This window comes from Paraburkholderia pallida (assembly GCF_004524855.1).
Taxonomy (GTDB): domain Bacteria; phylum Pseudomonadota; class Gammaproteobacteria; order Burkholderiales; family Burkholderiaceae; genus Paraburkholderia; species Paraburkholderia oxyphila.
Genome location: NZ_CP038152.1, coordinates 372,882 through 393,813, shown reverse-complemented (window position 1 = coordinate 393,813; position 20,932 = coordinate 372,882). Strand labels below are relative to the sequence as shown.

Annotated in this window: 21 protein-coding genes and 3 pseudogenes; 19 read left to right on the top strand and 5 right to left on the bottom strand. The window is 62.0% G+C overall.

Annotation, left to right across the window (positions count from 1 at the left end):
* The first annotated feature begins 204 nt into the window (after positions 1–204).
* Positions 205–375, top strand: coding sequence for a hypothetical protein (locus E1956_RS46600; protein WP_167760356.1), 171 nt, complete (start codon positions 205–207; stop codon positions 373–375).
* Between the two features lie 206 nt (positions 376–581).
* Positions 582–830, top strand: a complete 249-nt coding sequence (locus tag E1956_RS44490; protein WP_134760342.1) for a hypothetical protein — start codon at positions 582–584, stop codon at positions 828–830.
* A gap of 170 nt (positions 831–1,000) precedes the next feature.
* Here the strand turns inward: E1956_RS44490 and E1956_RS44485 are convergent, their stop codons facing one another.
* Positions 1,001–1,213, bottom strand: coding sequence for a hypothetical protein (locus E1956_RS44485; protein ID WP_134760340.1), 213 nt, complete (start codon positions 1,211–1,213; stop codon positions 1,001–1,003).
* Positions 1,214–1,531: 318 nt separating this feature from the next.
* On the opposite strand from E1956_RS44485, the gene E1956_RS44480 reads away from it, so the two are divergent.
* Positions 1,532–2,044: a Uma2 family endonuclease gene (locus E1956_RS44480; RefSeq protein WP_134760338.1), complete on the top strand. Its 513-nt coding sequence runs from the start codon at positions 1,532–1,534 to the stop codon at positions 2,042–2,044.
* A gap of 317 nt (positions 2,045–2,361) precedes the next feature.
* Here E1956_RS44480 and E1956_RS44475 read toward each other — a convergent pair whose 3' ends face one another.
* Both E1956_RS44475 and E1956_RS44470 read right to left on the bottom strand, forming a co-directional pair.
* On the bottom strand, positions 2,362–2,958 hold the full coding sequence (locus E1956_RS44475) for an RES family NAD+ phosphorylase (protein ID WP_134760336.1): 597 nt from the start codon (positions 2,956–2,958) through the stop codon (positions 2,362–2,364).
* Positions 2,955–3,626, bottom strand: a complete 672-nt coding sequence (locus E1956_RS44470) for a hypothetical protein (RefSeq protein ID WP_167760321.1) — start codon at positions 3,624–3,626, stop codon at positions 2,955–2,957. The genes E1956_RS44475 and E1956_RS44470 overlap by 4 nt, the downstream gene beginning before the upstream one ends.
* 104 nt (positions 3,627–3,730) lie before the next feature.
* Here E1956_RS44470 and E1956_RS47270 point away from each other — a divergent pair.
* From E1956_RS47270 to istB, 10 genes and pseudogenes are all read left to right on the top strand, one after another.
* A pseudogene (locus tag E1956_RS47270) lies at positions 3,731–3,853 on the top strand (ATP-binding cassette domain-containing protein); the annotation flags it as partial.
* Between the two features lie 1,354 nt (positions 3,854–5,207).
* Positions 5,208–7,007 carry a hypothetical protein gene (locus E1956_RS44460; protein WP_134760329.1) on the top strand — a complete coding sequence of 600 codons (1,800 nt, stop codon included), beginning with the start codon at positions 5,208–5,210 and terminating at the stop codon, positions 7,005–7,007.
* 293 nt (positions 7,008–7,300) lie between these two features.
* A complete protein-coding gene (locus tag E1956_RS44455; protein ID WP_134760327.1) occupies positions 7,301–8,515 on the top strand; it encodes an RES family NAD+ phosphorylase in 1,215 nt (404 codons plus the stop codon).
* A gap of 13 nt (positions 8,516–8,528) precedes the next feature.
* Positions 8,529–8,726, top strand: coding sequence for a hypothetical protein (locus E1956_RS44450; protein ID WP_134760325.1), 198 nt, complete (start codon positions 8,529–8,531; stop codon positions 8,724–8,726).
* 24 nt (positions 8,727–8,750) lie between these two features.
* Positions 8,751–9,443, top strand: coding sequence for a peptide arginase family protein (locus E1956_RS44445; protein ID WP_134760323.1), 693 nt, complete (start codon positions 8,751–8,753; stop codon positions 9,441–9,443).
* A 240-nt stretch (positions 9,444–9,683) separates the two neighbouring features.
* Positions 9,684–10,010: a hypothetical protein gene (locus E1956_RS44440; protein ID WP_134760321.1), complete on the top strand. Its 327-nt coding sequence runs from the start codon at positions 9,684–9,686 to the stop codon at positions 10,008–10,010.
* Between the two features lie 204 nt (positions 10,011–10,214).
* Positions 10,215–11,381 (top strand): hypothetical protein, encoded by a 1,167-nt coding sequence (locus tag E1956_RS44435; RefSeq protein ID WP_134760319.1) that lies wholly within the window; start codon positions 10,215–10,217, stop codon positions 11,379–11,381.
* Positions 11,382–11,410: 29 nt separating this feature from the next.
* Complete coding sequence (locus tag E1956_RS44430) at positions 11,411–11,854, top strand: hypothetical protein (RefSeq protein WP_134760317.1); 444 nt, start codon at positions 11,411–11,413, stop codon at positions 11,852–11,854.
* Positions 11,855–11,916: 62 nt separating this feature from the next.
* Positions 11,917–13,442: pseudogene (gene istA / locus E1956_RS44425) on the top strand (IS21 family transposase).
* The gene (gene istB, locus E1956_RS44420; protein WP_134760315.1) at positions 13,432–14,208 is read left to right on the top strand and encodes an IS21-like element helper ATPase IstB; all 777 of its coding nucleotides are present in this window, start codon (positions 13,432–13,434) and stop codon (positions 14,206–14,208) included. The pseudogene istA and the gene istB overlap by 11 nt, the downstream one beginning before the upstream one ends.
* Before the next feature lie 195 nt (positions 14,209–14,403).
* On the opposite strand, the gene E1956_RS44415 is transcribed toward istB, so the two are convergent.
* Both E1956_RS44415 and E1956_RS44410 read right to left on the bottom strand, forming a co-directional pair.
* Entirely contained in the window at positions 14,404–15,261 is an 858-nt protein-coding gene (locus E1956_RS44415; protein ID WP_134760313.1) for a hypothetical protein, read from the bottom strand.
* 59 nt (positions 15,262–15,320) lie between these two features.
* A pseudogene (locus tag E1956_RS44410) lies at positions 15,321–17,061 on the bottom strand (phage integrase family protein).
* Positions 17,062–17,322: 261 nt separating this feature from the next.
* On the opposite strand from E1956_RS44410, the gene E1956_RS44405 reads away from it, so the two are divergent.
* The 6 genes from E1956_RS44405 to E1956_RS44380 all read left to right on the top strand — a co-directional run bounded on the left by E1956_RS44405 (position 17,323) and on the right by E1956_RS44380 (position 20,894).
* Complete coding sequence (locus tag E1956_RS44405; protein ID WP_134760311.1) at positions 17,323–17,667, top strand: hypothetical protein; 345 nt, start codon at positions 17,323–17,325, stop codon at positions 17,665–17,667.
* 140 nt (positions 17,668–17,807) lie between these two features.
* Complete coding sequence (locus E1956_RS44400; RefSeq protein ID WP_134760309.1) at positions 17,808–18,101, top strand: H-NS histone family protein; 294 nt, start codon at positions 17,808–17,810, stop codon at positions 18,099–18,101.
* Positions 18,102–18,424: 323 nt separating this feature from the next.
* Positions 18,425–18,667 (top strand): hypothetical protein, encoded by a 243-nt coding sequence (locus E1956_RS44395; protein ID WP_232072498.1) that lies wholly within the window; start codon positions 18,425–18,427, stop codon positions 18,665–18,667.
* Between the two features lie 434 nt (positions 18,668–19,101).
* Positions 19,102–19,350 carry a FitA-like ribbon-helix-helix domain-containing protein gene (locus E1956_RS44390; RefSeq protein WP_134760307.1) on the top strand — a complete coding sequence of 83 codons (249 nt, stop codon included), beginning with the start codon at positions 19,102–19,104 and terminating at the stop codon, positions 19,348–19,350.
* Entirely contained in the window at positions 19,347–19,781 is a 435-nt protein-coding gene (locus E1956_RS44385; protein ID WP_133197044.1) for a type II toxin-antitoxin system VapC family toxin, read from the top strand. Before E1956_RS44390 ends, E1956_RS44385 begins: the two co-directional genes overlap by 4 nt.
* 18 nt (positions 19,782–19,799) lie before the next feature.
* Positions 19,800–20,894, top strand: a complete 1,095-nt coding sequence (locus tag E1956_RS44380; protein ID WP_134760305.1) for a hypothetical protein — start codon at positions 19,800–19,802, stop codon at positions 20,892–20,894.
* Positions 20,895–20,932: the final 38 nt, after the last annotated feature.

Genomic DNA, 20,932 nt, shown 5'->3' with positions numbered 1-20,932 from the left:
AGGCGGATTCAACCGGTCGATTGCAGCCTTTCTCGGGCATAGCAGCCGGTCGCGTTTCCATTTTCCAACGGCGGCTATTACCAGCGTTGCCAAGTCTACGATCAGTGGTGACTTTCTCGGCGAGTCATGATTGCATGCGGCGCATCGCTACATGCCTGATCGCCGGTTTTCAAATAGGGTTCTCCTGTGCGAGTCAACCGGACCATGAAGGAACAGGCTATTCATGGGCGCATCTTCAAAAAAAACCTGGAGGACGTTCGTGCTGCTGCCGTCGCGTTCAGGGATCGATACAATCGCGACTGGCGTCTCGAAAAGTTGGGTTTCAAATCACCCCTCGAAGCCCGTCAGGAATGGCTGATGAAGCTGGCCGCCTGAGCTGCAAAAGCGTGTCCAAACAACCGGAGCCGATACACGGGCTTATCATTGCTTTGGTGCCATTCTGTGCTGTCCACCTTGCACCTGCGTCGCTTGCGCAGTTTCCCGGCCTGCAGGGCGTTGTGGAATAGGTTCGCGCCAGTAATCTCGTTGGCGCCAGGCTCCGGCTGACACGCGATAGTCCGATTGCATAGGGAGACGAAATCATGAGACCGGCATTCAATGTTCTTATCGTCATCGCCATCGCAGTTCTCATCGGGAACCGGGTTCTGACTCGCATGGAGACGCATGGTGCCGGTTGGGTCAGTTGCGAGAAGGGTTCGGAAGTCGTCCGGCTCGAAGCGCTCGCACGCGGATTTTCCGCTAGCGGCGCGCGCAGCCAGGGAGAGAACTTCCGCTCGTCGTGTCTCGTCTCCGGTCAGGCTCAGTCCGGCAAAGTCGCCGCGCACGACTGACTCCACCCGCTTTGCCGTGGTTGCCCCGCTTGCGGGCCGCGCCTGCAAACGGGAACGTCCACCTACAAACAACGAGCATATGAGAATCGGCAGCCAGTTCCGTGACTACTACGACGGGGCACAGGCGTATGGAATAAGGCGAGGCACGGGCGAGCGTGGAGAGTACGCTGCTAATTTTGCGGCTCTTCCCCGTCGACGCTTGCTTGCGCCGACTCATCGGGGTGCGTCGAGTAGTAGGTGTCGGACAGGGTCGAGCATAGTTGGGCGAGTGCAGCGAGATTCACCGCCTGGTCCGCATGTTCGACTTCTCCTGCGTTGAGCATGTCGTCAAGCACCGGGGCGAGCCGGCGCAGCCGCCGGAATGTCTCCTCATCGAGTTTCATTTCACTTCTCGTTTTCAATCGAATACGGTAGCACGGCACCAAAGCGAATCCGCCTTCGTCGCCAGCGATAAGTCGCCACCCCCCTCGGGCATCTGTGGTGCTGCGATGCAGCATAAATAGGGGAAAGAGCCAGGCCTGACCTCGCAGTCATCGCGTTACGAGGAGCGTCAGGCCTAATCTTCAGGCCCGATAACGGCAAAATAGCACATCTCATGCACGCCGCATGATTGATTTGTGCGCCGCACAATTATTTTCCGCTTTTCACGCGCCAGCAAAGGGATTACCCTTACGCGATTCCCCCATTGGAGGCTTGCCGTTGTGTCTACTCTTCTCGAGCAGGACGGACTCGTTGCAACCTGGCGTCGGATCCACCCGAATTTTGATGCAGGGTCATTGGGATGCTGCGAGCTGGATGGTCGAGGTGAAACGGTGCTGCTTCCTCAACCCTCAGCAAGGCGCCAGATTGTTCTGACCGACGCCTACTGTCAAATCGCGGAGCAGATTGGTCACGTGGCGGCAATGTCGGTCCCCGTGACGACTCCGGCATTCGGCATCCGCGTAGCTGACGTCGTCTGGATGCCGCCTGAAAAGTGGGAAGGGTATGACCGGGAAGGTCCGATCCCGTTTGTACCGGACTTGTGTGTCGAGGTGCTCCTTGACCGCGAGTTTGCGGACGAGATCGGCCCGAGACTCAGGGCTTACCTCGAAGGCGGCGCCCGAGAGGTCATCGTTGTCGACCAGCACGGTAAACTGGAATTCTATGGCGCGAATGGCCCGCAGCAAGCCTCGGCGTTCGGAATAACGCTCTCACTTGAGCAAATGTACTTCTAAGAGCTAGCCCGTCTTCCCACTAATTCGCAGTGCTAAATTGTGTCTGTAATATCTGTGGAACCGCCCATCCGTACAGCGTGGGCGTGGGGCGCGCCGCTTCGTTAGCGGCTGAAGCAACTTTGTAGCGCAGCTCGACGGGCACCACATAGATGCCGCATTCCCCCTTGGCTCAAGGAACAGCCGCGTGAATGCGGCCACGTCGAGGCTTGCCTTAAACATTTTCGCGTATTTCCGGAAATCCGATTCAATCTGCGCCGAGTAGAACATCAAGCTCTCCTTGCGTTTGCCGCAGGCCAGCGCCGGGTGCGCGGGCCACATCAAGCCGTCAGCCACACATTGAACGTCTGCAGCTCTCGTAGTGCACCGGGATAGTCCAGGAAGTTCTTGTACTTTCCAGGCTTGCAGGTCAGCTTCGACGAACAGCGGTCAAACAGCACAACAGCAGGCTCTGTATTGAGATGCCGCGATTGATAGGTGAAGCCATCAATATTCTCGGGATGGTCGTGCAGTGCCTTGGACCAGGCCTGCGGCACACCATAAGGGACCTCCGTTGAAACGCGGCCATCTGCGCCAAGCTTTTTAAGCGAAGCGCCCCGGAATGTTGCAAGCCGCAGCTTGTCCGCGCTCTTGAATCGGACAACCCATCGCTGCTCGAGGTCCGCATACACAAGCGGGAAACCACCGGAAACTGCTGTCCGGTCATGAAGAACGGTTTCCGCGAATGCGCAGGCCAATGTCAGTCCAAAGTAGCAGGTGCCGAAAGAGCCGTCCGGAGTGTCAAACCGGTTGAGGCCCGACTTGCTGAAGTGCGGCTCTCCGGATTCGTATCGGGAAATGCGCAGTAGTTTCGACGGATTGATCTCCTCGATGTCCAGCTTGACGGAGCTTAGATCGCGCGCCAGGTCGATGCTCAACGCGTCATCTCCTCATGAAATGCGCATGCGACCTTTTCGACGAGGTCGACCTTTCCTTTGCCCAGCGCTTCAAGCGCGCTCAGGTCACCCAGGGACCCTCTGCGGCTGACGAAGAAATCCCACTTAGTCCAGCCTGGAAGTTGCCCCAGCAAGCGGGCGACGCGCTCAACCACGGTTCTGTCGACTTTTCCGTCGGCAAAGAACACCGGGTAGTACGCCTGACCCTCTACCTCTACTGTGAACATTCTATTGGCGCGGGTGGCTGCGCTCACCGCCTGCTTGGTGATGTTGAGCGACTCCCTCAATTGCGACGAGTCGAGCAGTTCTCCAAGCTGTACCAGGCGACGCCTGGCTTTCTCCGCCTGCTGATAGACGTCCGACTTGACTGGCGTCGGTATCACCCCTTCAATCTGCACCGGAGTAATCTTGATCGCTTTTAGGGGAGGGGCGTCGTCCAGCAGAAGGAGCCCTTTGCGCAGGTCGCGCACTTTCCGCTTCAGGAGTTGCCCGACTTCTTCGTCCGGCAAATCCAGAAGCACCAATACGCCATCGTCCGCCATAACTGCGCCGGCGGCACTGGTAAGCAAGCGGTCCGTAGGCGCGGGCAGTGACGGTGGCGTGGCCCGGCTGCGTTTTCCTGCGCTGCGCTTTTCGATGTGCGCGCTCATTTTCCACCTCCATCCGCGAATTCCCTTGTTTCGGTATACTCGCACAAACCGACAATAAGGTCAAAAAGGTCAATCAGGTCAATTGCTTTCTTCTGGACAATGAGCGTCAGAAATCTCGCGCAGGCTATGTGTCGGGCGGTGAGCAGCAGATGGTTGCGATCGTCCGGGCAATGATGGCGTGCCCGGCTCTGGTTTTGCTCGACGAGCCGTCCATGGGGTTCGCGCCGCTGAATCTGCCCGGCGAGCAATACGTTCACGCCCCCATCGGGAGTGAGCGCGGCAACGATCTCGAAGATCTCCTCCGAGGCCATCTTCAGGAGCCTGCGTTTTTCGCGGGGAGAGAGGGGCGGTCGCGTCCGTTTTCTTCGCTGTGCCGTTCGGTCTCCAGCGGCCGGAGAGATGATGATCAGGATCATGAGTTTTCAAATTTACTGCAACTAACAGTGAACCACATCCAAATCAGTCAACGCCGTTCGGCGACAATACGAAGCAGCACAGGGAAGTCGATAAAGGGAATGATCACGCCTTGGCGTCAGTCAGCTGAGGCCGGAACCCACTGTTGCGGAAACGGGCGGCGGGGCGAGCGCCACAGGGAGGGGAGACCGATGGCGGTCGCGGGGCTGGTCGCGACCACCTCGCCCATTAGGCGGTACCGAAGGGCAGGTTTGGAATTGGATTTGTTTTTAGTGATGACAAAATGTCCCTCCAGATCGCAGTGATATGAGACTTTTTGTCAGAATCGCCCCGCGAGGGGCTGACCGCGCCTGCGCACGGGCGCACCCCGGCTGGACCCAGGTGATGGTCGCCGGATCCTCGGGCGACGTCCGCCGCACCATGCACCATGGGTCGATGGACCCGCGGCGAAGCGGCGATGCCGCGGCGCGTGGCACGGCTCCTTGCTCGGCGGCCCGCCAGGCGTGCGCGCCGGCCCTGACGGTTTTTTGCAGTCAGGGGCAGGGCAGGTAGCGCCGGGCGGGGCGCGCCCCGCCATCCGGTTGTTGCCGTCTTCGCGTGACGGCGCGCCGCACGGATCGGGCTTGCGTGGCAGCCGTCCTCAGACCGGCCGGAGACAGTCGGGAGGATATGTAAAATGTAGTGAAACTACGTATTTAATTATGCCGAAACTACGCGGCGATGGGTTGGGGTCACGCGGGCTGGCTTTGTTCGCGCGTTCCGGCGCCGAAACTCCATTCCTGATTACCACAGTTATTAGATCTGGCGATTTTATGCCGGCGGGAAACGGACGGTCTTTCGCCTGGAAAAATAGAAGGGAAGGATGGCTGAGATGCAGTGGGACAGCGACCAGGGCTGACGCCGTAAACACGAAGGGCCCGCCATGTGGCGGGCCCTCTAATGGTTGGGGAACAGAAAATGTAGCGGGACACCGCCCAGACCTACACCCCTGACCCCGTGATAACCGTGCCGTCAAAAAACGCGACGGGCTTGTTAAAGCAGGACGTACTATAGGCGGGCAGAGTTCCCCGGTCAACAAAAAGCCGCTGCAAAATGTGGCCTGGAAACCAACGTGAAAACTGCGCGCCCATAATGCGTGGTCAAAAGTACGCACGAAAAACAGAGGCAATGAAACACGACCCCAGACTAGCACAGTATCCGCTCACCCGCGAACAGGCCGTGTTTGCGAGCGTCTGGTACAACATGACGTATGCTTATTCGCTCGACTCGCACCGCGTGCGGGTCATGCACGCGGTCAACATTCTCGAAGAGCTGCTCCGGTTGACGGCCTTGCCGCACGCTAGTAACGAGGACCGCTGGATGGTCGCGCGCGAGGCGATCAGCATCCTGGATACCGAGTCGGCGTTGAAGCGTCCCTCACTCAGCGCGTCCACGGCGGTGATCCGCGCGCTGCTCGGCAAGTCATTCGGCGAGAAATTCGACAAGGGGCCGATCGAAAAGGGGCGCTCGTTGCTCGACTCTTATCTGCGCGAATACGTGAGCCAGTTACATCGATGCTACGTCCACGAGGTCATTCAGGGGATTCATGAAGCGGTGCTCGCGCCGGACGGCCGGCCCGAGGCAGATCGTTTCAACGAGATCCGGTCGCTGACAGGCAGTCTGATCAGTTATCTGATCGCGCGTGGCCAGAGCATCGAAGGTCTCTACCAGTTGTACCGTCAGGTTCTGGTGCCGGTCAAGCCGCAGAAGAAAGCCTATGTCTTCGCGCAACGCTTTGACCTGCTCAGGAAGCTGATCACATCGGAGAGCCGAGCCTGGCGCGCGTGCTTTGCGATCGACGGAGTCACCGACACGAAGTCGTTTCCACCGCAGATCGGCGACATCGTGTTCAGTGCGGCGGTTCCACCGGAACTGTCCACGCTTGCGGGTATGAAGGAACAGGGACACCGTCTGTTTGCCTACGGCGAGGCGGACGCGATTGACGCACGCACCGCAGGCCAGCTGGTCCACGATCGCATCAACCGTGTGCTCGATCTGGTCCGTTTCGAGTACGACCGGGCCAACATTGCGGTCTCGGACCAGTTTGCCGTTCCGAGACCGACAGGTCCAGACTGGCGACTGCTGCCGATCCCGAAAGTGGTTCCGAATCCACAGTCATCGGTCAGCCCGGCTGAGCTCGATGCGTTCGCTCAGAACGTTGGCCAGCTCGTGACGGGTGAGCGTTTCTCAAGAGAGGGACGCGATCGCGTGCTTGCAGCTTTCCGGCTGTATCGCATGGGCGCGGACACCACCAGCTTCGAGAACAAGCTCGTCAACTGGTGGACCGGACTGGAATTTCTCGCCAAAGGGATGAGCGGATCAGGACCGATCGGTGCCGCAGTCGAAGACAGTGTCACGCCGGTCCTGATGGGGGTCTCGGTGATCAACCACTTGACGGCTTATCGTGAAGTGCTGCTGGAGCAGTCGGTCGAGCTCGTCGACGCGCCGAGCGGACAGCCGATAGCTCTCAAGGAGCTGGATTTCGCCCAGCTCTATGACGTGCTCGCCGAACCGGTCCATCGCCAGACGATTAACGGACGGCTGGGGGATCAGCCGCTCACGCAGATGCGCTTTGACCAGTTCATGTCATTTCTTGCTTCGCCGACCGACATGAACACATTTCTTGGGCGGGTCGAACAGGGGCTGCGCTGGCACCTGCAGCGGATCTACCGCGCCCGCTGCGATATCGTGCACAGCGCCGGCCGCATGGTCAACATCGCCCTGCTGTGTGCGAACCTTGAGGCGTACCTGAAGTCGGTACTCACCGCGCAGCTCGCCTCATTCGGGCGCATCCCGACGCTGGCGAGTCCCCAGGAGTTTTTCGTCCGGGCCGAGCACAGCTATGCGAGCGCGCGTGATTCCCTGCGCGGCGGCGATGCGGGCGCGCTCAAGGCGTTTCTGAAGGAACTGAAGCCTCAGCAGGCGTAGCGTGCAGCTCACGGCCATTTCACCTGCCTGGCGTCCCGCAACCACGAGGAGACCATCAGTGGGGACTCTCGAACGGAATGACCTTGCGGGCAGCAGCGCCGCTGATCTGCGAACCCGCGTGCGCACTGAGCATGCGTCGCTGTTCCGGTTTGCCGACGTAGGCCTTGAAAACCGGGGCAGCAGGATGCGATCATCTCGTTTCGGAATGATGGCCCGTTTGTCTACGACCCACGGTTGCTGACGATCGGCCCGCCACGGTAGATTCATTGGATGACGGGGGCTACAAGAACAAAATGACCGAAAACGATCAACACGAGCCCGACAACCAGCCGATTTGCCTTGAGTGCGCCGGTGACCTGTTTCTGCGCGACGAGGTTTCGAATACTGGCCGAAGCGATCAGTGCGTCGTTTGCGGCACAACGGCGCTTTGCTGGGGAACACGCCAGTACGCCGAACGCATTCAGCCACTGTTCCAGAACCGTTTCATTTCTGCCAGGCCCGAGTACACCATGGGTGAATGGCTGGCCGCGGAAGGGTGCAGCGCGGTCGACGTCATTCAGGAGATGACAAAGTGCGGCGACGATCGCACGGCCGAACTGATCCTGGAATCGTTGCGCGAGGTCTGGTTTTGGTGGCCGCAGGATGGCGATGACGATCCGCTCGATGACGATCTTCGTTTCAGCCCCGATCCGCGAGCGTCGGCGAGTTCGTTCTTGTGGACCGAGATCGAAGAAGCGTTGCGAACCCGGTCGCGGTACTTCAATCCGCAGATCGAGGAGCGGCTGCGGGAGATGTTCGCCGGTGTCGACGAGCTCGTCGCTCAAAACGGCGAGAAAGTGATCAGGCGCGCCGGCCCTGAAACTGACCTCACACGGCTCTGGCGGATGCGCATTGCGAGCGACTGGCGGGAAGTCTACGACATGCTGATGAGCCCGGCGCAAAAGCTTGGGCCTCCGCCGTCACGCGTGGCAAGCGCGGGACGCATGAATCCAATCGGGATTTCTGTCTTCTACGGCGCCGCGGATGTCGAAACCTGCCTGGGCGAAGTCCGTGCGCCGGTCGGTGCGCATGGTGTGGCCGCGGCATTCGACATCACACGCGAACTGCAGTTGCTTGACATCGCGGCACTTGCCCGTGTGGAGGCGCGCAACATCAGCCACTTCGATCCTGAATACCAGCGCAAGCACGAGCGCGTCGCATTTCTGCAGCGCTTGAGCAGCGCACTGCAGATCCCGGTGCTGCCGGGCGAGGAAACCAGCGGCTATCTTCCGTCGCAAATGGTCGCGGAATATCTCGGCTCCCGGAATCTGCCGCGTTTCGACGGCGTGATCTACCCGTCGATTCAGTCGGGCGGCCAGGGGAGCAACGCGGTCCTGTTCCATCACGCCAGCGTGGTTGAACAGCTATCGCCCGACAAACTTCTCGAGCTGCGCGGGCCGGACTGGCTGGTATCAGGAGACATTCGAAATCATCGAGTCGAGTCAGCCGGCCGTCGTCGCGCAGCCTGAAGAACATCCGATCATGCTTGATGAGGACGCGCAGCGTGGCCGATGGGATGACCGCATGCCCGCGCTACGTCTCTGTACCGATTCGATCGTCATCGTCGACGTGAAGGCCATTCAATACCAGTTCGTTAAACAACCCGTGCCGTGGATTCGCCACGCAACAGTGCGCGACAACAATGCAGACGGGAGCCGGCGGACCGACGTGTCAACGTAGTGTGTTCGTTGTGAGGGAAGGGTGATGGATGAGCGAGAGATTGCACAATTGCAGCAAGACGACGCCTACCTCGCCGCGCTAGGCGAGGACATCTGGCTGATGGACGATCACCGCTGGGCACTGCTCGTCTGGGAGCGATTCGCCCACGAGCGTCGTGTCCGTCCATTCTCCTTGGTCCACGCCGACTTCCATTGGGATGGCGTGAACGACTTCTATCAGAATGACGAACAACGAAACCGGTTGCTGGGCGCGGACCTCTGCGCACTTGAGGACATGATCCGCGACGGCAACTGGATTCGCTACGACTCCTTTATTGCGCCGGCTGTTATTCGGGGGCTTTTCAGCGACGTACATTTTTTCTGCCTGCAGGATGACACCGACCCGGGCGTGGATCAGGACACGCTCGACGCTGCCGGCGCACGTCAAACCCTTCATCTAGACGCCGCCGAACTTTCGCATGCGAATTTCGATGCACCGGTCATCTTTGATCTGTGCCTCGACCTGTTCAACCGATCAGATCAATGGTTGACGGGCGACCTGTGGAGCGACGCCGAAGTGACCAACTTTCTTGATCAGATGCGGCCGCTCATCGAACAGGCGGAGCTCGTTACGGTTTCGCTCTCGTTTGGATGTTCCGGTTCGGAGGCGGACACGCGTCATCTCGCGTCGCGAGTATTGCCCCTACTTAAACAGTGGCGATCCGCTCCGCCGCAGTAGAGCGACCACCGCACCGAGAGCGGCAAGCTGTACGTTCCGTATGAGACCATTTGCATAGTGTTCGGCAATGGCCCGGGGCAACCAGAGCAGAAGCCGGTGCGACGCGCTGGGGTATTGAAAGGATGACTGACGGTGGCCGACGATCTGCACGGCGCACAGAGACGAGCTCCGCTCGATGTTCGAAGACTGTGATGTGCTGCCGGCAAGTTCACTGGATGTTCAACACAACCTGGAGGGAGCATGAAGGATTACACGCTGCAAGAAGTGAGCCGCATGACCTACGCCGAACTCGGTGCTATTGAAGACCCGATGACGTTGATGAGCACGGGTGGCGTGTCGCCGATGCTGGTGCGCTACATGGTACGTACAGGCCAACTCGAGAGCCGGTATCCCGGCGTTGCGCTCCCCATGCTACTGCGAGCGATCACCCAAGCAGCCGCGACGGTAGACTGGCCACTCGCCACGGTCGCGCAGGCTGCACCCTTAGCCGTTCAGGATGCTGCCGTCGACGCCTACCTCGACAACGTGCAGCCTCAAGCCCACGCCGTGCTCAAGGCGCTGCATTGATCCGGACGGCTCTGATGCATGACCCATCGCACCCGGGCGAAGTGCTGCACGGACGGGTCCCGGACGGCGTGAGCGTCCGAGCAGATTGCGAAGCTGGCAGCGTGGCTCGGTTCATCCGCTGACCTATGGACGGGCATGCAGGCGCAATGAAATTCGTGGCAGACGCGACAGCGCTGATCCCTAACGACAAACTTGGGAGCTTGCATGGTTTCCGCGACTCGAACGCTGGGTCCGCTTCACTTTGAAGACCTTGAACCCAAGCGGTTCGAAGACCTGTGCCGCCAGTTGGTCTACGACTTCAAAACATGGCGCCGCCTGGAAGCAACTGGCCGCGCCGGGTCCGACGATGGCTTCGACGCGCGTGGTTACGAGATTGTCGATGCGGATGCGCCATCAGCGTCGGAGACCGATGACGAAGAGGCCGCGGTCGTAGGTATTGGCGATCGCCTTTGGCTCGTCCAATGCAAACGTGAGCGGGCAATAGGTCCGACGAAGCTCCTGCAATACCTCGACGAAATCAAACTAACCGAAGGCGAAATCCTGCACGGCATAATCTTTGCAGCCGCCTGCGATTTTTCGAAGACTGCCAGGGATCGCTTTCGCGACCAGTGTGCTGCTATGGGCTTGCAGGAGTGGCACCTGTGGGGCAAAGCTGAAATCGAGGACCGGCTGTATCGGCCGGAAAACGATGGCTTGCTCTTCGCATACTTCGGCGTTTCACTGACTATTCGCCGGCGTTCCCAGCGGGCAGATCTGCGCGCCAAACTGGCAATGAAGCGCAAGGCGAATCGCCTGCTGCGTCACAAGGAAAATGATAGCGTGCTGCTTCGATCGCCCGATGCGTTGGAGTATCCGAATGCTGAAGGGATACCCGACTTCGAAAAGCGACCTCAATGGCTCGTGCGCAAGTACTTAGGCTTCAATCACGACGGCCTGGAGTTTTTGCTACATCGGCATTTTGCCTATCTCGCTGATGACGAAAAGAGCTGGGACGCAATGCTGTGCTGCGACGATGCCGTCGATCTGCGCGACGACTACTGGAGATCGGACAAGAATTCGCGCGCAAAACGCAACGAGGCGTGGCACGCATGGGAAGCCATCCCCGAGAAGGACCGCGCGTGGCTTGAAGTGGTCGGGATCGTTCCGTTCGAAGACATCCTGGACATTGACGAGATTGGTGAAGATTACTTCAGCGATCCACACGTCTACGCGCCGTTCAACGGAAAGAATGCGCCATTTCGCCATTTTTACGCGCGGGTTCAGAGCGTGTCGACGTTTGATCCTCGCCGGGCTTGGCCGTCGGACGAGCAGGAGGATAGGGTTGTGAAGTTCCCTGCCGGTCTTCGCGAGCGTCCAGACGCTCAACCCTGACGTTCATGAATGGCAGAGAGAGGACCGAGATGCACAACGCTTCGTTCTGGCGGCGCTATTTTCATAGTATGTTCAAACCGCACCTGGAACGCACGATGCAGGTGCTTGACCAGCGCCTTCTTCCGACCTTCGACGGGATCGAAAGTGAAGCAACCGCGCTCCAGGAGAAAACGTACAACGACATGATGTCGATGCCGTTCGATCCGGACGTGACGGACGAGTCCATGCTGGCAGAAGCCGCATTTGTGGCCGGTTATGAGCACTTCACCGGAATGCAGGCCGTCAGACAGTCGCTCATCAATTCGTTTGCGCCGCTGCTGTACCACACGTGGGAGCAGCAACTGCTCGCCTTTCACCGAAAGGAAGTGTTGCATCCGCGCGAAGAACGCGACAATCAGCTCTTACAGGTGAAAGTTCTGCAGAAGCGCCTGAATGTTGATTTGCACGGAATCCTGACCCACCCTACGCAGTAATTTGCATCGAATATTGACCCACGTAGAACACTGACCTGCTCGGCAACGGGCAGGGGAACGGAGTGATCGACGTGGCTATATTGAGCATCATCCGACGCTGGCACTTTCGCGATCATGTCTCGTTGCGCGAGATTGCCAAACGCCTGGGCGTGTCCAGAAACACGGTCAGACGTTACATACGGGCCGGCACTGTGCTGCCCGTCTATTCCGAGCGCCACAGTCCCAGCAAGCTCGACGGGTTCGCTGCGAAGCTCGCAGGCTGGCTCAAGACCGAAGCAAACCGGCCCCGCAAGCAGCGCAGAACCCTCAAACAGATTCACGCGGACCTGTGTGCGCTGGGCTTCACCGGCTCCTATGATCGCGTGGCGGCGTTTGCCCGACGCTGGCGACAGGAACAGCACGAGCAGGCAAAGACGACCGGGCGCGGGACGTTCGTTCCGCTCAGGTTTGCCGCCGGCGAAGCGTTCCAGTTCGACTGGAGCGAGGACTGGGCTGTCATCAATGGCGAGCGTACCAAGCTGCAGGTCGCGCAGCTCAAACTCAGCCACAGCCGAGCCTTCTTCCTGCGCGCCTATCTGCTGCAGACCCACGAGATGCTGTTCGATGCGCATCATCACGCGTTCGTCGCCTGGGGCGGCATTCCCCGCCGCGGCATCTACGACAACATGAAGACCGCCGTCGACAGGGTACGCCCCGGCAAGGTCCGCGGGGTCAATGCGCGTTTCAGTGCAATGGTGAGCCACTACCTGTTTGACGCCGAGTTCTGCAACGTCGCCTCGGGCTGGGAGAAGGGGCAGATCGAGAAGAACGTCCAGGACAGCCGTCACCGGCTCTGGCAGAAGGTACCGACGTTCGGTTCGCTCGCCGCGCTCAACGACTGGCTGGCCGACCAGTGCGTGCTGCTGTGGCAGCAGACGCGGCACCCGGAGCAGGACATGACGATATGGGAGGCGTGGTCGGCCGAGCGGCCACACCTGATGCCGGTCGGCCAGCCGTTCGACGGCTTCGTTGAACACACCAAACGCGTCTCGCCAACCTGCCTCGTCAACTTCGAGCGCAACCGCTACAGTGTGCCGGCGTCGTTTGCCAACCGGCCCATCAGCCTGCGCGTCTACGCCGCAAAGCTCGTGTTCGTTGCCGAAGGTCAGGTGATTGCCGAGCACGACCGGTGTATCAACCGCAGCCACGACCATGGCGAGACCATTTACGACTGGCGCACTACCTGGCAGTCCTGCAGCGCAAACCGGGGGCGCTTCGCAACGGCGCACCCTTCGCCGAGTTCCCAGCCGGATTCCGCAAGCTGCAGGGCGTGCTGCTGAAGCGTCCCGGCGGTGACCGGGAGATGGTCGAGATTCTGGCGCTGGTCCTGCTGCACGACGAACAGATGGTGCTCGCAGCCGTCGAACTGGCCTTCGAAGCCGGTGCACCGAACAAGCAGACGGTGCTGAACATCCTGAGCCGGCTGCTTGACAGCCCGCCTGTGCCCCCGCTGCAGACGCCACAGGCCTTCGCGTTGACCGTCGAGCCGCAGGCCAACGTCAGCCGCTATGACCGTCTAAGGGGTCGGGAGGACAACCATGCAGCCTGACGTCATGATGCAGATGCTCAAGTCGCTCAAGCTGCACGGCATGGCGCAAGCGTTGGGCGAGCTCGCCGCGCAGGACTCGCCGGCCTACAAGTCGGCTTCGCTGGTGCTCGCCGGGCTGCTCAAGGCGGAACTGGCAGAGCGCGAAGTGCGCTCGCTCGCGTACCAGATGAAGGCGGCACGCTTCCCGGCGTATCGCGATATTGGCGGCTTCGACTTCAGTTGCAGCGATACCAATGAGGCGCTGGTGCGCCAACTGTACCAGTGCGAGTTCATCGACTCGGCGCACAACATCGTTCTGGTGGGTGGACCCGGCACGGGGAAGACCCATCTGGCAACCGCGATCGGTGTGCAGGCGCTCGAACATCACCGCCGCCGTGTGCGCTTCTTCTCCACCATCGAACTGGTCAATGCGCTCGAACAGGAGAAGCTCGTGGGCAAGCCCGGACAACTCGCCACGCGGCTTGTGTATGCCGATCTCGTGGTGCTGGACGAACTCGGCTATCTGCCCTTCAGCCAGACCGGCGGTGCGCTGCTGTTCCACCTGCTCAGCAAGCTCTACGAACGAACCAGCATCATCATCACCACCAATCTGAGCTTCGCCGAGTGGGCCAGTGTGTTTGGCGATGCAAAGATGACGACGGCGCTACTCGACCGGCTCACGCACCACTGCCACATTGTAGAAACAGGAAACGATAGCTATCGTTTCAGAAACAGCACAACACAGCCAAAGAAGGAGAGAAAGAAGACCCAGACACCCACCGAATAACCCACAAAGCTGGTCCAACGGGTGGGTCAGAATTCAATGCAAATCGTGGGTCAGGATTCCGTGCAAATCAACACGGTAAGGGGCTCCGGTCTGACGCCGCTGCACCCTCGGCGCGTAGCAGCCATGCTGTGGCAGATCTCGTCGAAGCGCGCGGCGGCAAGACCGCGCAGTTCACGGCGGGGGTAAGTGCGGAACTTACGGAGCGCTCGCTTCGTTGCATTTGAGCACTGTGATGTCCCGGTATGACTGCAACAGGGGCACCACATCCCCGTCCGTTTCCTTGATGTGCAGTATCGGTCGATTCGGTATTGTCATTCTGGCCGCATAGCCAACGTTATCCGACATCTTCGACAGCAGGACCTTTGCTCCTTTCGGCGGATGCACGCAGTCAAAGCGATCGGTAAAGTCAAAATCGTAGGCCGCATGCAATGCAATGGCGTCGATCGAGAATGTATCGACAATTCTCGAGGAGATGCATGCAACTGTCAGAAACCCGATGAACATCCCCGATGAAATCCCGAAAAACCACCAGTCGAGCCATTGACGTCCTTGGCGACGTCGACTGATGGCGTAAAACCAGGTCAGTGACAGCGCACCGATCGCCGCCAGGACGCCGCCGCCCAGTGATACTTCCAGCGCGTACAGGACCCGCGTTCCAGTAGAAATTGCCTGGGTGAGTTGCGAGACATCGAAGGTGAAGTAGCGGTGAAGAATGACGACAATCTGGTTGTTTGCGTCCAGGTAGAGCCATGCGGACGCGGCCAGAATGGCAATGACTACCGCTGGAACGCCTGTCGACAGGCGTAGCGCTTTTAGCTGGAATAGCGAGCCGACCGCAAGTGCGAGGGTGAGTGAACCGGCAATCAGGATATTGTTCAGGTTCCTCCAAAAGGTTTCATTCGAAAAAAATGCGTGAAATATGAGGGGAACGGCGAATGCCATGCTGAGTACATTCGTCACGTAGTACGCGACGGGATTGGCGACCCAATGTGACGCGTCGTGCGACCGCGCTTTCCACCATGTATCCAGCTTGTTGGATCGGTGATCGTTCATTTGTTATGCAAGACAATAATGGTCGCTTCGAACGGTGTGTCGCGTACTGACCGGACATACTATTTCTTGACGGCAAATGCCTCCCCGATCTGTCGCGCGCGCTTGACCTCGTCGCTGTGCAGGTAGATCGACGTGGTCGACACGGACGCGTGCCGGAGGTTGTCGCGAACCGTGGTGAGTTCCGCGCCGCGACCCAGCGCGTGCGTCGCATGCGTGTGCCGCATCCAGTGGGGGCTCGCGCGGCGCAGCTTTTCCGCGAGTGGCGCATGGTCGGCCTCGATCGCATTGGCGGCCAGCACGAAGAACCGCCGCATCACCATCCACAGGCGCACGCTGCTGATCGCCGCGTCGCTGCCCGCAGGGGTGCCCACGTCAAGGCTGCCGATCATGGGCGTGGCCGGATTCCAGCGCACGGGCAGCACGGGCAGGCCGCGTGCGGCGAGGTAGTGCGCAAGCGCGTCCCACGCGAGCGGCGGCAGTGCGACGCGCGCCAGCTTCTTTCCCTTGCCCGTCACGCGCAGCCAGTGGTCGCCACGCGGATCGGTTTCGACGTGTCCCAGCGTCGCGCCGATGAGCTCGCTCGCGCGCAGGCCGGTTGCGTAGCCGAAATCCAGCAGGAAGCGCAGCCGCTGCGCCGCGGGCGCCGACCAGCGCGGTGACCCCTTCGACGACCATTCGAGCCCGTCCGCGATCGTGCGCACGAGGGCCCATTCGCCCTCGCTGAACGCGTGCGAGGTATCGAGCACCCGGGTGCCGGTCGCGTCGCGCACCTTCACGCCCGCAAACGGATTCGCGAGCACGTAGCGCTGCTCGATGAGCCAGCGGAACAGGGCGCCGAGGATCGACAGCGCATGCGCGACCGAGCGCGCCGAGAGACTGCCGTTGAACGGCCGCCAGTCCGGCGAGGTGCGCGCCCGCACGGGGCCGACCCAGCGCCCACGCGGCGAAGGGTGGCGCAGGAAGGTGCGGTAGGCGATGGCGTCTTCGGTCGTGAGCGACGACAGTGCGCGGCCCCGTTCGACGATGGCCCACAGGATCAGCCGCTCCGCTTCCTTGCGGTACGTGCGCTGCGTGGCGGGCGATTCGTGCAGCGCGAGCCAGGTGTGCACGGCCTCGTAGTCGTTGGATGCATCGAGCGTGCAGGTGGCGGCCGGTGCGCGGAAGGTGCCATCGGAGCCGTCGACCTCGTGCGGCACCCGGATCGCTTCCCACGGCACGCACATCATGTCCATCGGGCCGCGCCGGTCCGCAACCACCAGCGCGCGGGCCTTTTCCGTGAGCGCCGGCCACGCCGCGAAGAACGCCTCGATCGCGCGGGCGCTCGCCACACCAAGTCCCGGCACCGCCTTCCACCACTGGCGGCGGCGCGGGATGCGCACGGTGAGGTCGGCCAGTGTCGTGATGCCGTGCGCGTGCAGCACGCGCACCGCGCGCGGCGCGAACCACTGCGCGATGGCATCGGCGATCTGCGGCTCGGGCGCGCGCGGTGCGCAGGGCGTCGATCGCCTGGGCGACGGCCTTCGCGTGGCGCTCGCGTTCGTCCGCGGGATGGTCAAAGAGGGCCACCCAATCGTCGCGGTGCGCGGCGCGGGCGAGGGCCTGCAGCCGGCGCCGGATCGTGCCCAGCACGCCGCGCGCGGACTTGCCGTCCCCGAGCCGCGCGGGCAGGTAGCGCGCCACGGCCTGGCGTACCGAAAGGCCGGAATACCACGCGCGCAGCATGGCGAGTTCATCGGCGTCGGGAAAGCCGGCGGGTTCGGGGGAAGGCGGGGCCGGGAGCCGGTCAGGGCGATTTGTCATGCTCAGAGTTTACTGTACAAATCGGTGCATTGTGATAAGAAGGTTATCTTAATGGCTTGGTTGTGTTGCACATTTTTGGGAAAAACCTGGATCCGCTTTGGCGCGGCGGTGGTGCTCTACGGTGCTCTGGCGGCTTCTGCGATGGTCAGCGGGTAGCGATGACGCCGGCTGCTCAAGGGGTTTGCAGCGCAGCGGGATTTACGCCAGGATGAGCAGGTCGCCCGGTCTTCTCCGTAGGTTAGAACAGCATCTCCACACGATATGGCCGTCCGCTTCGAACTCGTTGCCCTCGCGCTGCCCTCCGGCTGCGCCCCCGAATCGCTTCCGCCGCCGGTTGCCGCACTGGTCGCCGCGTGCTGGCCGGGTATGAGCCGCACCCAGCTACTTGATCGCGCGCGGCGCCTGGCCCTGCGCATTTCGTTGCGCGCACGACCTGAAGCCGGACCCGACGGCCTGCAGCTGTATTCACTGGTGCTGGTGGCGGAGGGCGTCCGGGCCGAGCTCGTGGCCCATGTGCGCCGCCTCGCGCGCCGTCGCACCGCTCACCGCGCGAAGGTCTCGCTGCCGCCTCCCCGAGATGTGCGGCAGCAGGGGTTGTTCTCGTAACTGGTGGACCAGCCGCAGGCGCGTCTGGATGCGCATGCAGGGTCTGGACGGCTGCTTGCGACTGGGGGGCAGTTGCCGGTCGCATCGACGCGAAGCGGGCTATGATCGCCATCACCGAATCTACGTGGGGGAGACGAATCTTGGCGACATTCAAGGAGCTGAAAGCCCAAATGGCCGAGCTCGAGGCGCAGGCGGCGGCGGCCCGGGCGGCTGAGTTTCAGGAGGTCCTCGCGGACATCCGGGCCAAGGTGGCCGACTACGGGTTCACCGAGCAGGACATCTTCGGACGCGGGCGCGGCAGACCGAGGAAAACGGCCGAAAGCGCTGTGCCGGCCAAATATCGTGATCCGAAGACCGGGGCAACCTGGTCGGGCCGGGGCCGTGCGCCGAACTGGATCAAGGATGCGAAGAACCGCGACCGGTTCCTTCTATGAGCAGAGTGTCCCGCAGCCAGGGCTCCGCGCCGGAGGACAAACCTCGGGGTGCATTAACGTCTCGAGGCGGGGGTATCGCCTCGGTGACGGATGGCGATCTTGTCGGCGTGCAGGGGGGTGAGTGAACGCGTACGACGGCATCGGGCAAGGGCGCGACGCAAGCCGGCGAACGCTAAGCGTTGCGGGCTCGCCGACGCGTGCGGGCAGGTACCGCGTTACGTGTTCCTGACGCGCAGTGCCTTACGTCCGGGAGCTCCGCGTAGAATGCGCATACGTTGAAAATTGCGGAGCGCAGGTTGGTCAGGCCCAGGAAAGCAGAAAAATTGAAGGTTGTCGCAGTCCGCATCGATCCGGCCATCGAGCGTAGGCTCCGGCTTCTGGCCGAAACGAGTGGTCGCAAACCGTCGTTCTTCCTGCAGCAACTGATCGAAGGCGGGATCGGCACACTGGAGGAGGTCTGGCTGCCCCCGCGCCTGCTGGAGCAGGTCCGCGCCGGCGAAGTCCCCGAGCCCGCCGCGTCTCGCGTGGGCCCCGATCTGTTCGACGAACCTGCGTTTGAGCGCTGAAGGGATGCGTGCCCAAAGCCCGGTGTTCGCGACGGTCGGGCCATGCGGGACGGGCAGGCCGGTTGTGCCCCTGCGTCGCTAGCGGGATGTGGAGCGCAAACAATTTGTCACCGCTTCGGGCACGTGTCGTTCGAACGTCATCGGTGGTTCGGACAGGGTTTTTCGCCCTATGCGGTCATCTCCGAATACCGGGCGCTGCGCGCCAGTGTGGTGAGCCACTGGCTGATCACGGGGACCTGTGGTGGTCATGGATGCGTTCGCCGGGCGGGTCGAAAACATTCACTTCCGGGACACGCTGACTTTCACTTCGTCGGACGCCCGCCGGGCAAGGCACGGCGGCGAAGCGCCCGTGTGCCGGGGTGTAGTCAATGAATGCATTGACTGCAATGCATTCATTGACTACAGTGGATGTCGTGTACACCCCGGAGGCTCCCATGGCCATCATGACCATCCGCAATCTCGACGAGCCGCTCAAGGCGCGCCTGCGCATCCAGGCCGCCCGCCACGGGCGCTCGATGGAGGAGGAGGCGCGCGACATCCTGCGCAGCGCGCTCGCCGCCGAGCCCCTGCAGGGCGACAGCCTCGTGGACACGATTCGCCGGCGCGTCGCGCCGTTCGCGGGCGTCGAGCTCGAGCTGCCGGCCCGTGAGCCGATGCGTGAACCGGACCTGGGCGTCGCATGATCGTGCTCGATACCAACGTGCTGTCCGAACTGCTGCGCCCGGCGCCGGAACCCGCCGTGCTGGCCTGGTTCGGCCGGCAGCCGCGCGCCGCGCTGTTTACGACCACGCTGTCGCGCGCCGAGATGCTGTACGGCGTGAACCTGCTGCCGGCCGGCGCGCGGCGCGAGGGTCTCGCCGCCGCGATCGCCGCCATCTTCGACGTCGACTTCGCGGGCCGCGTGCTGCCCTTTGACTGGGACGCCGCCGACGCCTGGGCCGTTCTGGCCGCGGAGCGCAGGCTGGCCGGCCAGCCGGTCAGCCAGGTCGACGCGATGATTGCGGCGATCGCGCGCTCGCGCGGTGCGGCGGTCGCGACGCGCAACGTCAAGGATTTCGCGGGCTGCGGGGTCGACCTGGACAATCCCTGGTTGATGCGCGGCCAGGCGAACTGAGTCCAGCGGGAGGCGAGCGTGACACGCGGAACACGGCACGAATACGACCTGCAGACCGATGTGCTGGCGACGATCGTTGCGACCACGCCGGTCACGAAAAAGCACGCCGCGCTGCTGACGGCATTCGCCACACGTACCGACTGGCGCGCGGCGCGCTATGTCATGACACGCGACATTTACAGCGACTGGCCGGCGCGCGTGATCGATGGCGAGGGGCGCGAGATCGCCCCCGACTACCGCGCATGGATCGACGCACAGCTGGCCGAACACGGGTCGGTCAGCGCGGTGGTCGACGCACACCGGGAGAGCGGCTACTGGCTGACCGAGATCCGGCCGCTGCTGCATTACTTCGTGCACGACCGCGGCGGCGCCCAGGACAACTTCGCCCAGTTTGCGGTCTGGGAGGAGCAGGAGTACGTCGAGCGCGCCGTGTTCCCGTCCGACCCACGCTGGGGTCTGCCCGATGTCAATGAGCTCCGGCGCGCGTCGGGAAACGGGACGGAGGAACGGATCGAACGGCGCACGCTGGGTGAACCCCGTTACGCACTCCAGGAGGCGACCGACATGCAGCGGTTCGTGGCGCTCGCCGGGGCGACCTGGCACGCGCGGCGGCAGGCCGAGGGCGACCGCCGGATCGTGGAGCGCGATCTCGCCACCGGCCAGGACCGGGTGCTGACCGTGCGCGAGCTCTGGCCGGGCTACGACCGCCAACGCTGGCCGGGCCGCCGCTTCTTCGACGACTGGACGGACTCCAGCGCGGGCCACGCCGGCGAGCGTGCGTGCGCGCGCTGGACCTTCAATACGTCGGATTACACCGAACCGGGGGGCGGGCGGCACCTGAATTTCGTGCCGCAGTGGGCGCATACGCGGAAAATCGCGGCCCTGAAGGACACGCACCGGCTCAATGCCTACGGCCTGTACGGCAGGCTCAACCAGTTCGACGAGCGCATCGGCATGCCGTTCGCCTGGTACTTCTACGGCCTGCACGGCAACCTCGTGAAAAGCGGCCAGATGGAACGCGTGCTCGAGGCGGCCGAGGCCGGCCTGATCGTGCTGCCGGAATGCGACTACGCGGTGCTGCGCCGCTGGCAGCAGGACCCGTACGGGTTCTAGCAGCGGCTGCGCATACGTAAAGGACTGCCTATCAATGA

Bases quoted from the DNA above. Each gene is read 5' to 3' on its own strand.
- E1956_RS46600 (WP_167760356.1), top strand. From the start codon at position 205: ATGAAGGAACAGGCTATTCATGGGCGCATCTTCAAAAAAAACCTGGAG.
- E1956_RS44490 (WP_134760342.1), top strand. From the start codon at position 582: ATGAGACCGGCATTCAATGTTCTTATCGTCATCGCCATCGCAGTTCTC.
- E1956_RS44485 (WP_134760340.1), bottom strand. From the start codon at position 1,213: ATGAAACTCGATGAGGAGACATTCCGGCGGCTGCGCCGGCTCGCCCCG.
- E1956_RS44470 (WP_167760321.1), bottom strand. From the start codon at position 3,626: ATGAGCGCGCACATCGAAAAGCGCAGCGCAGGAAAACGCAGCCGGGCC.
- E1956_RS44460 (WP_134760329.1), top strand. From the start codon at position 5,208: ATGAAACACGACCCCAGACTAGCACAGTATCCGCTCACCCGCGAACAG.
- E1956_RS44455 (WP_134760327.1), top strand. From the start codon at position 7,301: ATGACCGAAAACGATCAACACGAGCCCGACAACCAGCCGATTTGCCTT.
- E1956_RS44450 (WP_134760325.1), top strand. From the start codon at position 8,529: ATGCTTGATGAGGACGCGCAGCGTGGCCGATGGGATGACCGCATGCCC.
- E1956_RS44445 (WP_134760323.1), top strand. From the start codon at position 8,751: ATGGATGAGCGAGAGATTGCACAATTGCAGCAAGACGACGCCTACCTC.
- E1956_RS44440 (WP_134760321.1), top strand. From the start codon at position 9,684: ATGAAGGATTACACGCTGCAAGAAGTGAGCCGCATGACCTACGCCGAA.
- E1956_RS44435 (WP_134760319.1), top strand. From the start codon at position 10,215: ATGGTTTCCGCGACTCGAACGCTGGGTCCGCTTCACTTTGAAGACCTT.
- E1956_RS44430 (WP_134760317.1), top strand. From the start codon at position 11,411: ATGCACAACGCTTCGTTCTGGCGGCGCTATTTTCATAGTATGTTCAAA.
- istB (WP_134760315.1), top strand. From the start codon at position 13,432: ATGCAGCCTGACGTCATGATGCAGATGCTCAAGTCGCTCAAGCTGCAC.
- E1956_RS44415 (WP_134760313.1), bottom strand. From the start codon at position 15,261: ATGAACGATCACCGATCCAACAAGCTGGATACATGGTGGAAAGCGCGG.
- E1956_RS44405 (WP_134760311.1), top strand. From the start codon at position 17,323: ATGGCCGTCCGCTTCGAACTCGTTGCCCTCGCGCTGCCCTCCGGCTGC.
- E1956_RS44390 (WP_134760307.1), top strand. From the start codon at position 19,102: ATGGCCATCATGACCATCCGCAATCTCGACGAGCCGCTCAAGGCGCGC.
- E1956_RS44385 (WP_133197044.1), top strand. From the start codon at position 19,347: ATGATCGTGCTCGATACCAACGTGCTGTCCGAACTGCTGCGCCCGGCG.